General features: G+C 68.8%; 9 protein-coding genes. 5 read left to right on the top strand and 4 right to left on the bottom strand.

The window, feature by feature from the left end; genetic code table 11:
• Nucleotides 1-13: 13 nt before the first annotated feature.
• The 4 genes from AS594_RS39220 to AS594_RS39205 are packed head-to-tail and all read right to left on the bottom strand — an operon-like array spanning nt 14 to nt 8,265.
• Nucleotides 14-3,274 carry a type I restriction endonuclease subunit R gene (locus tag AS594_RS39220; RefSeq protein WP_069936194.1) on the bottom strand — a complete coding sequence of 1,087 codons (3,261 nt, stop codon included), beginning with the start codon at nt 3,272-3,274 and terminating at the stop codon, nt 14-16.
• A complete protein-coding gene (locus tag AS594_RS39215) occupies nt 3,271-4,482 on the bottom strand; it encodes a restriction endonuclease subunit S (RefSeq protein ID WP_069936193.1) in 1,212 nt (403 codons plus the stop codon). Before AS594_RS39215 ends, AS594_RS39220 begins: the two co-directional genes overlap by 4 nt.
• Entirely contained in the window at nt 4,475-6,097 is a 1,623-nt protein-coding gene (locus AS594_RS39210) for a class I SAM-dependent DNA methyltransferase (protein ID WP_069936192.1), read from the bottom strand. The genes AS594_RS39215 and AS594_RS39210 overlap by 8 nt, the downstream gene beginning before the upstream one ends.
• A 17-nt stretch (nt 6,098-6,114) precedes the next feature.
• Nucleotides 6,115-8,265 (bottom strand): hypothetical protein, encoded by a 2,151-nt coding sequence (locus tag AS594_RS39205; RefSeq protein ID WP_069936191.1) that lies wholly within the window; start codon nt 8,263-8,265, stop codon nt 6,115-6,117.
• Nucleotides 8,266-8,651: 386 nt separating this feature from the next.
• Between AS594_RS39205 and AS594_RS39200 the strand changes: the two genes are divergently transcribed.
• The 5 genes from AS594_RS39200 (at nt 8,652) to AS594_RS39180 (ending at nt 16,442) form a co-directional block, all read left to right on the top strand.
• Nucleotides 8,652-9,122: a hypothetical protein gene (locus tag AS594_RS39200; protein WP_079148937.1), complete on the top strand. Its 471-nt coding sequence runs from the start codon at nt 8,652-8,654 to the stop codon at nt 9,120-9,122.
• Nucleotides 9,123-9,449: 327 nt separating this feature from the next.
• The gene (locus AS594_RS42375) at nt 9,450-9,902 is read left to right on the top strand and encodes a hypothetical protein (protein WP_079148936.1); all 453 of its coding nucleotides are present in this window, start codon (nt 9,450-9,452) and stop codon (nt 9,900-9,902) included.
• 253 nt (nt 9,903-10,155) lie between these two features.
• Nucleotides 10,156-12,585, top strand: coding sequence for an AAA family ATPase (locus AS594_RS39190; RefSeq protein WP_069936190.1), 2,430 nt, complete (start codon nt 10,156-10,158; stop codon nt 12,583-12,585).
• On the top strand, nt 12,582-12,956 hold the full coding sequence (locus AS594_RS39185; protein ID WP_069936189.1) for a hypothetical protein: 375 nt from the start codon (nt 12,582-12,584) through the stop codon (nt 12,954-12,956). Before AS594_RS39190 ends, AS594_RS39185 begins: the two co-directional genes overlap by 4 nt.
• Nucleotides 12,957-13,049: 93 nt before the next feature.
• The gene (locus AS594_RS39180) at nt 13,050-16,442 is read left to right on the top strand and encodes a HelD family protein (protein ID WP_069936188.1); all 3,393 of its coding nucleotides are present in this window, start codon (nt 13,050-13,052) and stop codon (nt 16,440-16,442) included.
• Nucleotides 16,443-16,475: the final 33 nt, after the last annotated feature.

The following is a 16,475-nucleotide window of genomic DNA, read 5'->3' as shown; positions in this document are numbered from 1 at the left end:
TTGCCACTCCGGGTCAGCTGTCCGGGGTAGCGTTCGTAGACCACTCGTTGGCGAAGTGCTCCATCTGTTTCAGGACCAGGTCGATGGCCTCTGGCGTCCCGTCCGGCGGGTAGTTGCGGCGGGCCAGGAGACGCTTGATGGCGCTGCGGAGGCGGGCGCGGACTGGCTCGCGGGCGATCCAGTCCGGCTTGAGCTTGCTGCGGACCTCCGCAACCAGCTCGCGGGCAATGCCGGCCAGCACCTCGTCGCCCATGACCGAGCGTGCCGTGCCGTGGTCGGCGACCGCGTCGTAGAAAGCGAGTTCGCGCCAGTCCAGCGGCGGCTCGAACCTCTCCCCGCGTCGGGCGTCCTCCATGACTTCCTTGGCCATCTCCACGAGCTTGGCGATGAGCTCCGCGCTCGTGCACTGCTGCCGCATGTACCGGACCATGAGGTCCTGCAGCCGCTCGGAAAAGGTCGTGCGCCGGACGATGTTGTGCCGGGTAACCTCGCGCATCTTGCGCTCGATGAGCCGCCGCAGGGCCTCTGCCGCCAGGTGCGGGGTCTCGCTGCTCTGCAGCTTCGCGACGAGCGCGTCGTTGAGGTGAGTCAGGTCGGCGGTCTCCAGACCTGCCTCGGCGAGCAGGTCGGTCACCCCGCCGGTCTCCACGACCGAGGACGTCAGCTGCGCCAGGTACAGCTCGATGTCGCGGGCGACGGGGAGGCCGCGGGCCTCGCGGTTCATCGCGTCGATCTTCGCCATGTAGGCGCGGACCTCGACGAAGAACTGGATGTCTCGGCGCCAAGCCGGATGGTCCGGGAAGCGTTCGCCGATGTCGGTGGAACTACCGCAGAGAGCGTAGAAGCGCTCCAGCCGGTGAGCCTCCTCACGGTAGCGGCGGCCGAGCGTCTGACGGGGATCGTCGAGGGTCTCCGGGTTGTTGCCCGCGGTGGCCGGGTCGAGGAGGTAGTTCGCGGCCCGGAGCGCGGCATCGATGAACGCCGTCCTGGAGGGCATGTCCAGACGGGCCCGCCAGTCGAGGCCGCGGAGGAGGTCGTTGAGGATGTCGTACTGGTTGCGCAGCTCGTCCAGCGCCCGGTCGAGATCCTGGCCGAGCGTCCGGTCCTTCTGGTCGGCGTCGGTGTACTCGGCGATCGCGCGCTGGAGGTTCTCAGTGAGTGGCGCGTACCCGACGAGGAGGCCGTCCTCCTTGCCCCGGAAGCGCCGGTTGACGCGGGCCAGGGCCTGCATCAGGCCAGCGCCCTTGAGCGGCCGGTCCAGGTACATGGTGTGGAGGGGCGGAGCGTCGAAACCCGTCAGCAGCATGTTGTTGACGATGAGCAGCTGCAGTTCGTCCTCCGGGTCCTTGGCCCGGTTGACGACGGCCTTGCGGCGGCTGTCGCTCAAAGCGTGGGCGAGGAGCCGCTCGGAGTCTTTGCGCGTGTTCGACGAAAACACGATCTTCATCGCGCCCTTCTCGAAATCGTCGCTGTGCCACTCTTTCCGCAGCTCGCGCAGGGCGTCGTACACCCTGACGCAGATCTCGCGTGTGGCGCACACGATCATCGCCTTGCCGGGCGCGCCGCCCGTCTCTGAGACGCCGACGAACGGCTGCATCGCCGTACGGCGCGTCTCCCAGTGCTGTACGAGGTCGGCGGCGAGGTCCCGGATGCGGGCGGGCGCGCCGTACATCGCGTTCATCGTGGCGACGGCCTGCTCGACACGGGTGCGCTCGACGTCGTCGAGACCGTCGGTGATCCGGTCGGCCTCCTCGTCGATCGACGTCGGGTCAACGTCCCGGTCCATGACGAGCTGGATGACCCGGCTCTCGTGGAAGACCTTGACCGTCGCCCCGTCGTCCGCAGCCCGCTTGAGGTCGTACACGTCGATGTAGTCGCCGAACACCTCGCGAGTGTTGCGGTCAGCCTCGGAGATCGGCGTACCGGTGAAGGCGAGGAGTGTGGCGTGCGGGAGAGCGTCGCGCAGGTGACGGGCGTAGCCGTCGAGGTTGTCGTAGTGGCTGCGGTGCGCCTCGTCGACGACGACGACGATGTTCCGGCGGTCGGAGAGGAGCGGATGGTCCGCGCCGGACTCCTTCTCCTCCTTGGTACGCCCGAACTTCTGCAACGTCGTGAAGAGGATGCCGCCGACTCGCTTCGCCGCCAGCTCCTCGCGCAGCTCGGCGCGGGTGAGGACCTGCTTCGGCGTCTCCGGGAGAATCTCGCTCTCCAGGAACGTCGAGTACAGCTGGTCGTCCAGGTCCGTGCGGTCCGTGATGACGACGACGGTCGGGTTCAGCAGCGTTGGGTCCTTCATCACCATGGTGGTGGTGAGGACCATCTCCTCGGACTTGCCCGAGCCCTGCGTGTGCCAGACCACGCCGGCCTTCCCGTCGCTCGCAGCCGCAACTCGCACGGCTTCGGAGGCACTGGTCACCGCGTGGTACTGGTGTGGTTTCGCGATCCGCTTCATCCGCTTCGACGGCACGAAGTTGACGAAGGACTTGATCAGGGAGAGTAACCGGTCCTGAGCGAACAGGCCGTGCAGGGCCAGGTTCTGGCCCGAGTCCCATATGCCCTCGGCGGAGAACGGGTCGACACGCTCGCCGAGCTCGTCCGTGTTCCAGGGCGCGAAGTGCTCGTACGGCGTGAACGGTGTGCCGTACTTGGCGGTGATGCCATCCGAGACGAGGACGACCGCGTTGTACCGGAACGCCGTCGGGAACTCCTCGACGTAGCGGGTGACCTGGGAGTGCGCGTCCTGGAGGGTGGCGTCCTCGTCACCGGCGCGCTTGAGCTCCAGCACGGCTAGCGGCAGCCCGTTCACGTACAGCACGACGTCGAAGCGGCGGCGCTTCTCGCCGTCGATGACGGTGACCTGGTTGAGGACGCGGTACACGTTCCCGTCCGGGTCGTCGAGGTCGACGAGGCGGATGGTCGGGTTGTGCTCGGCGCCGAAGTCGTCGGTGTACGTGACGGACCGGATGCCGGCGGTCAGGTAGCCGTGGGCGGTGCGGTTCTCCTCGTACGTGTCCTGAGAGGTCGGCGTCACGGCAACGGCGACGGCATCCCGGATGGCATCTGGAGGTAGATCGGGGTTGAGCCGCTCCACCGCCTCGCGGAGGTCCGGGTACAGGATCAGGTCGTCCCAGGACTTCCGGTGCCCGGAGCCGGGGGCGAACTCGTTGCCGGGGGTCGGCTCCCAGGCGAGTTCGGCGAGCTCATCGAGGGCGAGCAGCTCCCAGTCGGACTCGTAGGGGCGGTGGTTCTGGCTGTCGTCGGGGCTACGGGTCATACATGGTCCTCGACAATCTTCTCGGCGTCCTTAACGCGGAGTCGTCCGGACATGAGCTGAGGAAGGAGGACGTCGCGGAGGGCGGTGAGGGCGCGATTTTCGCCCTGAGCCGATTTCATGTGTGTGAACGCCGCTGCGGCCTCACGACCGAAGGTAGCCAGCGCGTCTGGGTCAGGGCGGTTTACGAAGTAGTTCGCCGCGTCTGCCGCACTAACTCGCTGGCGCCCAGATGTGCCCACCATGTTGCGAGTCGCGTGCTCGCGAAACCTGCTGTCACGTGCCAGGAAGTAACTGAGCTCAGACGGAACTCCAGGACGTGAACGCATGACAATGAACTCGGTTGATCCGAGGCCTACTTCACCGTCCTCCATGAAGTTGACGTAGCCGGTCTTCCCGTTCTCAAGGCACGGCGTGATACGCGCCAGTAGCGTATCGCCATTCATGAACCGAGAGCCGGACTTAGGGGAACGAAGAGTCCATTTGGGAATTCCGGCTCGACTGGTCTGCAAGGCGGCCATGTCCACGTAGACAGGCTCCTCATTCATTGGCTTAGTGCGCTTCGGGTTGAACTCGACGAGTTCTGTAATCGCAATCCCCCTGTCATCAGGTTCGTTAGATAGCTCCAGTTCTGAAAATTTAAACTGGAGCAACTGCTCGGAAATGGTCGCGATGTGGTCGTTGAGGGCGATCTTGCCATCCAGTGCCCAGAGGACATTCGAGATGCCTTGCTGCTGCGACAGGGAGGGGTGCGGGATCTCAAGCTTCTTAAGATCGCTTCCTCTGATTCCGGCAGCTGCGACCTGGGTAACGATCGTTTCCATGTTGGAACGACCTTGCGGTGACCGGAAATAGTAGTAAAGGAAACGCGGGTCTGCGGCTCTCTTGTCCAGGCGGGCGCGAATCAGGTGACTTTCCCAAGTGCGTGGGCCCGTGCCAGACCCCACGAGCACGCACCGCCCCGCTCCCGAATAGACCAGGGACTGGCGCACGAACAGTAGATCTCCCTCTTCTAGGAGAAACCGCTCCTGCTCACGTTCGGTCAGCGGAACTAGTTCGCATTTCTGATCCTTAATCACGTCGAAAGCGAATGCCTCTCCCATGTTGACCATCGGGATGCCACTGCCGCGCAGTTTTGAGGGGTAACTGACGCCGTTTCGCAGGGGCTCGGCAAGGAGGTCGCCAATCTGGACCCGGCCCCACTCAGACATCGACCCTCCCCAGCTGCTCCCGCACCGTCTTCTCCAACTCCGCCGACTGCTCGAATAGCCCGAACAGCTCTTCCGTCAGTGCAGCGATCCGAGCTGTCACCACCTCCGCGCTTTCCGCCTCCGTCTCGACGGCCCCCACGTACCGCCCCGGCGTCAGCACGTACCCGTGCTCCCGCACGGTCTCCAGGTTTGCCGAAAAGCAGAAGCCCGGTCCGTCCTCGTACGTCAGGCCCTCGGCCTTTGCCGACTCCGTGCCGCGCCAAGCGTGGTAGACGCCCGAGATCTTCGCGAGGTCCGCCTCCGTGAGTACGCGTTCCGTGCGATCCACCATCGCGCCCAGCTGGCGGGCGTCAATGAAGAGGATCTGCCCGCGCCGGTCGGCCAGGGCCTTCGCACCCTGCGGGGACTTGTCCTTGGCCAGAAACCACAGACACGCCGGGATCTGCACAGTACGGAACAGCTGGGACGGCAGGGCGACCATGCAGGCCACCAGGTCCGCCTCCACCATTGCCTGGCGGATGTCACCCTCGCCGTTCTGTTGCGAGGCCATAGACCCATTGGCCAAAACGACGCCGGCCGTGCCGCGCTCGCCCAGTTTGGAGACCATGTGTTGGAGCCAAGCGTAGTTGGCGTTGTTCTTAGGGGGGACGCCGTACTTCCAACGGGCGTCGCTCTCGTCCCGCTCCCAATCCTTGATGTTGAACGGCGGGTTGGCCATCACGAAGTCGGCCTTGAGGTCGGGGTGCTTGTCGTCGGCGAAAGTGTCACCCCACCGTGCAGCCAGGTTGCCATCGATGCCGTGGATGGCGAGGTTCATCTTGGCCAGGCGCCAAGTGCGTTCGTTGCGTTCTTGGCCGTAGACAGAGATGTCGGCCTTGTGACCCTTACCCCGGTGGGCATCAATGAACTTGACCGCTTGGACGAACATGCCGCCCGAGCCGCACGCCGGATCGTACACGCGCCCGTGGTACGGCTCCAGGATCTCCACAATGAGCCTGACCACAGACTGCGGTGTGTAGAACTCGCCTGCGTTCTTTCCTTCGGCACGTGCGAAATTAGAGAGGAAATACTCATACACCTCGCCCAGGACGTCTTGAGCTGGCTTGTTCTCGGTGTCGGCGAAGCGGGCGTCGCTGATGAGGTCGACAAGTCCGGCCAGGCGCTTCTGGTCGACGTTGTCGCGGTTGAAGATCTTCGGGAGGACGCCGGTCAGGGCGGCATTCTCCCGCATCACCGCGTCCATCGCGTCGTCGAGGAGCTTGCCCACGCCCTGGCTCTTGGCGTTGGCCGCGATCCAGGACCAGCGGGCGGTCTCCGGGACCCAGAAGACGTGGGCGCCGGTGTACTCGTCGCGGTCCTCCAGAAAGTCGCCGATCTGGTCCTCGGAGATGCCGTCCTCGGCGAGCTCCTTGGCCAGCTCGTTACGGCGCTCCTCGAAGGCGTCGGAGACGTACTTCAGGAAGATCAGGCCGAGGACGAACTCCTTGTACTGCGCAGCGTCGATGGAGCCGCGGAGCTTGTCGGCCGCCTTCCAAAGGATCGCCTGGATCTCCTTGGCGGTGGAGGCGCTGAACAGCTCCTCCTGCTCAGTGGGCTTCTTCTTGCGCGGGGGCATGAGGTGGTCCGTCTCCTTCAGTCGTCGGTTCCGGGAAGTTCGGGCAGGTTCTGGATGGTCAGGGTGCCGTCGGCCATGCCCGCGGCCGTGATGCGGGCTAGGTCGTCGAGGGCCTCGGACTGTTGCCGCAGCAGCTCCGCCCAGCGCTCACTTTCGGCGAGCACGGCCTCGTACCGTTCCAGCTCCTCGCGCCCCAGGTCCGGGAAGCTCAAGTCTTCGATGCCGCGCGACGCGCGTACGGCCCCGCTGGTGCGGCCGTGGTCGTAGGCGGAAGCCCGCAGCAGTGCCGCCAGGACCCGGGGCCGCACCTGGGGGTCGGCGTCGGGATGGACGCGCAGGATGCGCGCGGGGGCGACGACGACCGACAGGCCCTCAGTGTCGACGTGGACGCCGAAGCGCGGGCTGGTGGTGACGACGAGGTCGCCCGGCTCGGTGAACTGGACGTGCTCGTAAGCCGTGAGGACCAGGCCCCGGTCGATGCGGCGGCTGCCGAGCCGCGAGGCGCCGAGGATCTCCTCCGGCCCGATCACCGCGTAGTGCCCGTCGGCCGCGAGGTGCTCGGGGGCGATGCGGTGGCCGGGGCGGCGGCGCAGGCGGCGGTCCCTGAGGAGACGGCGGACGGTCGTGCGACGGACCGGCTGGTCTTCGGGGCGTAGTACGGCCCCGGTCCTAAGAGGGCCGTCGATGCCGGCCCGGCGCGTCGCCCGCTCGTCGAGTTCGGCGAGGTGCCGCTCCACGTCGGCGATGCGGGCGGGGCGTTCTACGACGGCTCTGGTGTACCGGGATTCGGGTGAGCGGTGCTGGGGTGTGAAGGCAGAGCCCGGCCGGTCGTCGAGATCCTTCGCCGGCACGACGACCGCATGGCGGAACTCGTGGCGGCGGTCCCCACGCCATGCGGAGGCTCGCCAGATGGCGATGTCCTCGGCGAGCACGTCGAGGACCGGCTCGGTGAGCGGCTGGGCGGAGTAGTCGGCGACGAGGACACGGCCCGCGCGCTCGTCCTCGGGGGTGCGGGCGAGGATCCAGACAGCGGTGCGGTAGCCGGGGCGGTAGGCGAACGCTCCGTCGGGCAGGCTGATCGCCGCCTTGAGAAGGCCCTCGCCCAGGAAGGAGCGACGCAGCCGGTCCGCGTCGCCGTGCCGGGGCAGCGAGCGGACGAGCGCGTCGGCCGGGCCGAGGACGACCGCCGTCGAGCTGTCGCCGAGGTAGTCGGTGAGGTCCTGGATCCGCTCCAGGGTCCGGCGGGCGCTGCGGGTCTCGCTCGCCTCGTACGGGAGGACGCAGACCAGTACGTCGGGATCGCCCCAGTCGTCCGTGGACAGCTCCTCGCCCTCGGTGACGTCGAGCAAGAACTCGAAGACGCCCCGGACGAGCATCCGGCGCCGGACGAGACGGGCGAGCGCCGGGTCGGGATCCGCCGCGAGGTAGGTGTGGCCGGAGTCCTCTGGTGCCGTCGTGTGCAGGGCGGCGAGCAGGTCGCCACTGCGGGCGTACGGGGTGGCGAGGACGGACTCGTCGGTCAGGGTGTCGACGCCGGCCAGGGCCGCGAGGGCGCGGGCCACCACAGGGGTGGGTTCGTCGGCGGCGAGGTCGTGGGAGCCGAGGCGACGGCGGGCATCCAGAACCCAGCCGAAGGCTTCGGCGGGGGTGTAGGCGGCCTCGGTTAGCTCGTCGGCGAGCGCCCCCAGGGCCGGGCCCAGGTGGTCCGGGTCGGGGACGGCCCGCAGCTCGGAGAGGAGGAAGGTGTCCTCAGCGTCGAGGTCGGCGGCCTGATCGAGGAGGTCGCCCCAGGCGTGCTCGCTGACGGGAGCGTCGTACTGCTGGCGCAGGCAGATCAAGGCCGTCAGCGCACCCACCAGAACGGGGGCGGAGAGGCCGGAGGACCGCCAGGCGGAGAGGGTGTGCAAAGCCGCCTCGGCCCGCAGGCGGCGGGGCTCGGCGTTGCCGCGGCCGGTCCGGATCAGCCAGTCGACGACCTCCCGGGCATCGAAGAGCGGGCTGCCGCTCTCGCGGGTCACCGGTGCGGGGAAGTCGGAGTGGCGCCGGCTCCAGGTGGTGGGGACGGGTCGCTTTACCTGGGCGAGGGCGGCGATCTCGGCGTAACCGATACGCCAGGAGAGCGGGCCCGGCAGGATGGGGGAGTCGTCGACAGGCGTCGGGCTGCTCATTGGTCCTCCTCCGTGCCGTGGGCTTTCGCGGACGTCCACGGAGCTCCGCGGAATCGCGTCCGCCGTGACGCCTCCAGGAGCCGTCGGCGACGGACGACAGAAAGCCTACCGTCGATCAAGGAAAGATCCATCGACTGCCTGGTAACCCCTCTTATCAAGATGACGGAGTCGCCTCCTTCGCGTGGAGTGGCAGGTTCCCCTCATTCCCAGGCCGATTGCGTGACGACCACGCGATCCCCGGAAGCAGGGAGCCCCGTCATGACCGGCACATCCCCAATGCAGCCTGGCCCCCGTCACTCCGGCCCCGGCTGGGGCCCCGTGCCGCCGCCGATGCTGCCTGCCCCCCACGCAGGCCGTCCCGGGCGAAGGCGTGGCTGACCCACGGCGTGACGGCGTTCGTCGCCCTGATCGTCGGCGTGGCGATCGGCAGCCTCGACGCCACCGAGGACAAGGCCGGCCGGGAGCGGCCCGCGCCCACGGTCACCACGCCCTCCCGGGCCGCGGAGACCACGCGCGCACACGAGCCCCCGGCCACCGAACCGGCGCCCGCTCGCACGACGGCCCCGAACACCCCGCCCCCGTCCCCCGAGCCGACCGCGAAGCCTGGCCCGGCAACCTCCTTCAAGGGGGACGGTCAGTACCTGGTCGGCGAGGACATCGAGGCCGGCACGTACATGACCGCCGGTCCGGCGGACGGCCTCTTCCCCAACTGCTACTGGGCCCGGCACAAGGACGCCTCCGGCGAGTTCTCGTCGATCATCGCCAACGGCAACGTCCAGGGGCAGACCCAGGTGACCGTCCGCAAGAGCGAGTACCTGGAGGTCAAAGGCTGCCTGCCGTGGAAGAAGGCCAGCTGAGTCACCGCGCCGGGCTTCTGCCTCGCTCCGACCGGAAGCGACCGCTCCCCTCATCCCGAACCGGAGGAACCGTGGGCCGCCGTTCTCCCCTTGCCCGTTCGCCCCGCCCCGCGTCCCGTGGCCGGCTGGGGATCGTCACCGACCAGGTGACCACGGGCGCGCCCGGGCCCGTAGTCCTCGCCACCGATGCCCCCGCCGCGCCCCCGATGGAAGGACCGTCCGAATGGCCACCCCTCCCGAACAGCCCCCGAGCATCCCGCCGCCTCCGGAATCGCCCGTGTCCGGGGGGAAGGGGCGGCCCCCGCTCGCAACGCCCCGGCGGACGCATTGCGTTGGTCCCGGCTGTCCCGCCCTGCGATCCTCGCCGTCGGCCTGGCCCTCGGCGCCGCGGTCACGGGTGGCTGCTGGCTGATCGTCTCCCTGTCCGGCGGCGCGGCGTCCTCCGCTGAGAAGACCTTCGGGACGAGCGGCACACTCACCCTCGCCGACTCCTCCCTCTCCTTCCTTGAGGAGGGAGAGCGCTGCACCGGGCTGGACGGCTACTCGGACATCCAGCGCGGTGCGCAGGTCAACGTCACCGGCGCAGACGGCACTCTCGTCGCCACCGGCGAACTGGAAGGCGGGAAGAAGGCTGCGCTGGGATGCGAGTTCCCGTTCACGATCGAGGGGATACCTCAGGGCTCGAAGTTCTACACGATGGAGGTGTCCCACCGTGGTGGCCTCACCCAGACCGAGGACGAACTGCGTTCCGGAGGGCTCACGTTCACCCTCGGGCGATGACTGAACGACGGCACGGGCCGGACGACTGCCCTGGTGGCTCCGACCGAGCTTCCCGGCGCCAGGGCCTCGTCACGCCAAGGAGTGTGCAGGAGGCGGCGGCGGAGCTCAACTTCGCTCCTGGAACGGAAAGTTGATAACCCCGATTACCAGTCAGTCGTTGAGGATAAGTCTCGCTATTTCTCTAACGTTCCGTCCTGTCAGCAGGTGGTGCACGACACCGCCCCATCTCGCCACACCGCGCAGGAGGCCCTTCGTGACCGAGACGGAACAGCACAAGCAGACCGCGCTTCCCCTCGCCGAGACGGTGGCGACGCGCCTGGCCGAGTCGGCTCTCACCGACCCCGTCAAGGCCCTGCTCCGCGACGCGCTCGGCAGCGGCACCGCCGACGCCGGCACCACCACGTCGTCCGCCGCCTCGGGGCGCGTCTACCTCGACTCCCTCGCCGTCAACGGCTTCCGCGGCATCGGCCCCCGTGCCCGGCTGCGCCTCAGCCCCCGTCCGGGTGTCAACCTCGTCGTGGGCCGCAATGGTTCCGGCAAGTCCAGCCTCGCCGAAGCCATCGAGGTCGGCTTCACCGGCACCCGGGTCCACCGGCCTGGCCAGGACGCCACGCGCGGCGGCCACTGGTACAACCTCCACAACGCCGACAGCCCCAAGATCGAGCTCAAGCTCGCGATCGAGGGCGACACCGGCAACAGCACCCTCATCCGCACCTGGACGAGCGAGGAGTTCGGCAGCTCCGCGGCCACCTTCAAGTGCCCGGGCCACGGAACCGTCCCCCTGATCGAGGCGGGCTGGGACACGGCCCTCGCCGACCACCGGCCGTTCCTCTCGTACACCGATCTCGACCTCATGCTCACCGGCAAGCCGTCCGAGCGGTACGACGCGATCGCCACCATCCTCGGTATGGACCTGCTCTCCACCGCGACCAACAGGCTGAGCGCGCGGGAGAAGGCCCTCGCCACCGTCGCGAAGGAGACGAGGGAGGCCCTGCCCGGCCTGAAGGACGCCCTCTACGCGCTGGAGGACGACGACCGCGCCGTGCAGGCCCTGCTCGCCGTGGACACCCCGGGCGCCCTGGACCTCGACACCATCGACGCGCTCGTCGCCGGTCTTCCCTCGGCCGACGACAGCCGGCTCGCCGAGCTTCATGTCGAGGCCGGGGCACACGGGCCCGACCTGGCGGAGGTCGGGGAGGCCGTCCAGCGGCTGCGGATCGCCCTCGCCGACGTGGAGGACCTCCACGGCACCGATGCCGAGAACGCCTGGCTGCGCGCCGACCTGCTGGAGAAGGCCCTCGCCCACGCAGACCGGCACCCCGACGACGACGTCTGCCCGGCGTGCGGAACGGAACGGGTTTTCGGACGTGAGTGGTGCGACCGTGCCTCCCGGCAGGTGGCGGAGCTGCGCCGCGAGGCGAAGACCGCCGACGACGCGCGCGCCGCCGTACAGACGGGTGCGCGGAACCTCCAGAACCTCATCGAGCACCCCCAGCGGATCCCCGCGGCCCTGGCCGGCCCGTGGAAGGCGTGGACCGACTGCCGGCAGATCACCGACCCTGCCGAGCTCGCCCGGAGAGCCGAGGAGGCCGCCACGGTCCTCGCCGACGCCTGCGACACGGTGAGGACGCACGCAGTCCGCGAGCTGGAGGAGCGCGACGAGCGGTGGCGCGCGCTCGTCATCCGGCTTGCCGCCTGGGCGGACAAAGCCCGCGAGACCGAACGGGACAAGCCCCTGCTGAGCAACCTCCGCAAGGCAGTGAAGTGGCTCAAGGACCTCTCCACCGAGCTGCGGGAGCAGCGCATGGAGCGCTTCACCGACGCCACGCAGGGCATCTGGGAGCGCCTGCGGCAGGAGAGCAACGTCGATCTCACTGCCGTGAGCCTGAAGGGCAGCGAGAAGGCGAACGTTCGCAAGCTCGTCATGGCGGCCTCCGTCGATGGCCAAGACGCCCCGGCGCTCGACGTCATGAGCCAGGGGGAGCTGCACTCCCTCGCGCTCTCCCTCTTTCTGCCGAGGGCCACGACCGCGGACAGCCCGTTCGGCTTCCTCGTCATCGACGACCCTGTGCAGTCCATGGACCCGACCAAGGTGCACGGACTCGCCCAGGTGCTGCACGAGATCGGCAGGCACCGGCAGATCGTCGTCTTCACCCACGACCCTCGTCTGCAGAAGGCGTTTACTGACCAGGAGCTGCCAGTCACGGTCTTCCAGGTGACGCGTGGCGAGAGGTCTCGGGTGAAGGTCGACCGCATCGACGACCCGGTCGCGCAGGCCATCGGCGACGCCCGGGCCATCGCCGCCACCCGGGGCCTTCCCCCTGAGACGTACAGCCACGTGCTGCCCGGCCTGTGCCGTATCGCCCTGGAGAACGCCTTCCTGGAGGCCGCGTGGATCCGACACCACCGCACCGGCGGATCGGAACACGACCTCCAGGCCGCGATCGACAGCGCGGAGAGGTTCCACGAGGTCGCTGCCTTCGCCCTCTTCGGCGACGTGGAGCGCGGTAGCGACGTCAGGGAGGAGGTGCGCCGCCGCTACGGGAGCCCGGCGTGCTCCCTGATCCAGCAGTGCCAGAAGGGAGCCCACCCCGACGGCACCTCGATCCCCAACCCCCACCGCTTCGTCACGGACGTCGAGGCCCTGGCGCAGAAGATCCGCAAGCCGGAGGTGACCGCATGACCACCCCTGCCCCTGCTTCCGTCGAAGGTCTGCTGCTGACGGCCGACCGCCTCCTCGACGGCGAACTCGCCGACGCCACTACCGCCGGCCGGCACCGCGGCGCCTGCCTCGCGCTGCGGACCGCGCTGGAGCTCTGCGTCGACCGGGTGTTGGAAGCCGCGACGCCCGGTCTATCCCGGACCACGGGGCGCGCCAAGCTGCTCCTCCTGCACTCCGTCGCGCCGGCCGAGACGGCTCGGCGGGCGAAGGCCCTCTGGTCCCAGCTGAGTCTGGGGTGCCACTACCACCTGTACGAGCTCGGGCCCACGTACGACCAGGTGCGGGACTGGCGGACCGAGGCCGACGACCTCGTCCGAGAACTGATCCACTGACTGTTCGTCACCGTCTGGTTTCTGATAGTTGTTTCAGCGGGGTACGGGCGCATGCCCGTGGCGGTGTCCCCCGGCACCGCAGGGAGGACGCACATGAGCACCACCACTCGGGACGGGATCCTCGCCGGCGAGCAGCGGGCGGTGGACCACGCATACGACTGCTACACCACGAAACTGGCTGAACTGAGCGGCACCTCGGCGGCCACCGCCTCGGCGAGCGGCAAGGACGGGATCGCCAACCGGGCCGAAGCGGAGGCTCGTGCAGAGGCTTACGGAGGGCTCGGCAATGAAGCCCTGGTCTTCTCCCGCGTCGACGCGCCGGAGGATCCGGGAGGAGACCCGCGTCCCTGGTACATCGGGCGCCGCAGCGTGCACGACTCCTCGCACGAGCCGGTGGTTCTGATGTGGACCAGCCCCCTGGCGAAGAAGTGGATCGAGACCCGGCCCGAGAACCCGGGCGAGGTGGTCCTGCGTCGGCAGCTCCGCTGCGTACAGCGGATCGTCGAGAGCTACTTCGACGAGATCTCCCTGGCGACGCCCGCTCCCGTGCCCTTGTCCGTACCCGAGCCCGCCGGCGTACCGGTGCCCCGTCAGGCCGCCGACGACAGCGCGGCGGAGGAGGTAGACGCGTCCCCCGCCCCGGAGCGTACGTCGGCAGCCCCCACCCCCGGCGATGTCCTCCGGCGGCAGCGGCGGAAGGCAGTCCAGCCGGACGACTTCCTGCTGCGGGAGCTCCAGCGGTCGCGCGGCGGTCGGATGCGCGACATCGTCGAGACCATCCGCCGTGACCAGATGGAGCTGGTCACCGGCTCGCCCTCGGACATCCTCGTCGTGCAGGGCGGCCCTGGTACCGGCAAGTCGGCGGTCGGTCTCCACCGGGTGACCTGGCTCGTCAACAACGAGCACTTCAGGGCCCAGGACATCCTCGTCATCGGCCCCCACCAGCGGTTCCTCGACTATGTCGGACAGGTCCTCCCCACCCTTGGCACCCGGGATGTCAACGCCGTCCAGCTGGACCGCCTGTGGGAGGGCGAGATCCTCGGCACCGACTCCCCGAAGGCACGCCTCGTGAAGTCGGACGAACGCATGGCGGCCGTGCTGCGGCGCCGCGTCGAGAGCGACTATCGCCCTGAGGCTCTCGACGCCCTCACCGTCGACCCCTCTTTCGAGGGCGACGAGCCCGCGATCGTCGTCACCGCCGGCAGTACGACCCTTCGCGTGCCGAAGTCCGAGGTCCTCGCCCTCCTCGACCAGGCCCACGCCGGCGACGGGCCCTTCCGGGAGCTACGCGACCGTTTCCGCGGCCTCTTCGTCGACCGGCTCCTCCAGGAGCTCGCCGACATCGCGCCGCGCCGTGGGCAGGCCGGCACGATCCGCCGCGACCTGGAACGCAACCGCCGGGTCGAGCGCCTCGTCGAACGCGTCTGGCCGTCCCCCGGCCCCCGGGAGGCCTTGCGTAGCCTCTATGACTCGGCCGACCTCCTGCGGGACTGCGCCGACGGCATCCTCAACGAGGACGAGCAGGCGGCCCTGCTGCGTGCCCGCGCCGCCAGCGCCGACGCCGATCCGTGGACCCTCGACGACCACGTCTGCCTCGAAGAGCTCGGGGTTCTGATCAGCGGCGACACCCCACCGCGATACGGCCACATCGTCGTCGACGAGGCCCAGGACCTCACGCCCATGCAGGCCCGCTCCCTGCGGCGGCGCTGTGCCGTGGGCGGCTCCATGACCGTCCTGGGCGACCTCGCGCAGGCGACGGGCGCCCACATTCCGACGAGCTGGGACGTGCTCGGCGCACTCCTCTCGGATCACGGCGATTGGAGCGTGGCTCAGCTCACCACCAGCTACCGCGTCCCCGCCGAGATCATGGAGTTCGTTGCTCCGCTCGCAGAGATGATCGCTCCGGCCCTGCCGTACCCGCAGGCTGTCCGGGAGGCGGGAGCGGACGCCGTACGGACCGTGGCGTCCGAGCCGTGGAAGCTGCTCGACGACACCGTTGCCCACGTGGCCCGGCTTATGGACACCAGTGATGGCAGCACCCCACGCTCCGTGGCCGTCATCGTTCCTGACGACTCGGACTGGCTGGACGCCATCAGCCGCAGGATCGGCGAGGACGGCGACATCGGCGAGCGGAACCGCGAGGCCGTCTCCGTGCTGGCCGCAGCTCAGGTCAAGGGCATGGAGTACGACCACGTCCTGGTCGTCGAGCCTGCCACGATCGCCGACCGCGGTCCCGCCGGGCTGCGCCAGTTGTACGTGGCCCTCACGCGCAGCACCCAGAGTCTGACCGTCCTGCACACCGCCCCGCTGCCGGAGGCGCTCACCGCCTCCGCGGACGACACCGAACCCGCGGCAATGGACGCCCGGCCGGCTGGCGCGGCGGAAAGCCTTCCCCGGATCGGCAGCGATGTCCGGGTCGAGGTCGTGGGCCACGTCACTGGCGGTCGGTACAAGGTCAGGCCGCTGTCTCCGGTGATCGGTCGGCCGCTCGTGCTCACCGTCCGCCAGGGCTCGGTTCCCCCGCGCCGGGGTGACGAGCTGGACTGCTGGGTGTTCGCGAACGACACGAGTCAGACGGTGCTCACCGCTGATCAGCGTGGCCGGTCGCCCGTCTCGGAGCGGATGGCGAGGCGCTATCTCGCGGCGCTGGACGTGCTGGTAGAGCTGACCGGCAGCGACGGCGACGTTCCCGAGGCCCGCAGCCGCCTCTCCGAACTTCAGGGCATGGCCAACCGCATCCTTCGCCGGGACCAGACCGACTGGGTCGACGTGCTTCACCTGTTCGGTGATCCGGACAGAGAACGACTCGGAGTTCTTCGAGACCTTGCCGCGACAACCAACCGTGCGCTCAAGGAGGGCGCTTTCGACGCAGGTCGGCTCGCGGAGGGGCTGGATGCTTCCGGCTGGGCAGGGCCCCTCGCTGCAGCACGGCGAGAGCTCCAAGAGCGCTTCGCGACGAAGCCGAACTCCGACGGTGCGGTCCCCGTCGCCCCGAGGCAACCCGATCAGAAGGAAGAGGTGCAGATGACCACCGCGGACACCACCGCCGCAACACCGGCTGCGACCACGAAGGACGGCTTCCTTCGTGCGCTGGAAGCGGCTGCCGGGGCCGACCGTATGTGCAAGAAGCACGAGGCGGTCCGCCACGCGCTGAAGGCATCACTTCTCTGGGCGGATCTCCAGCCGACCGACTCTTCGGTCGTCGACGTCAGCTGCGTCACCCAGCACGGTCTCTTCCTCTACGAGGCCCTGGGTGCAGGCTGCTCCACCTATGCGGACCTGCGATCGGGCGCGACCCGCCTGCTCGAGATCAACCACACGCTGCCCGCGCCGGCCGACGGTCTTTACCTCGTTCTCTCCGAACCGCCCGTCGAGGATTGGTCCGTGGACACGATTCGTGACGTCTTCCGCGTCAATGTCATCTGGCACACCCCGGCTGGCTGGAGTGGCGAGAATGCAGACGTCGTTTTTGGAGCTTCTGGGTGAGTTCTCGACCAGGTGGCCGAAGCGGTCAACTGT

Origin of the sequence: Streptomyces agglomeratus, assembly GCF_001746415.1 — a bacterium.
Classification (GTDB): domain Bacteria; phylum Actinomycetota; class Actinomycetes; order Streptomycetales; family Streptomycetaceae; genus Streptomyces; species Streptomyces agglomeratus.
The sequence above is the reverse complement of the archived record's forward strand: the minus strand, read 5'-3'. Positions and strand labels throughout refer to the sequence as shown.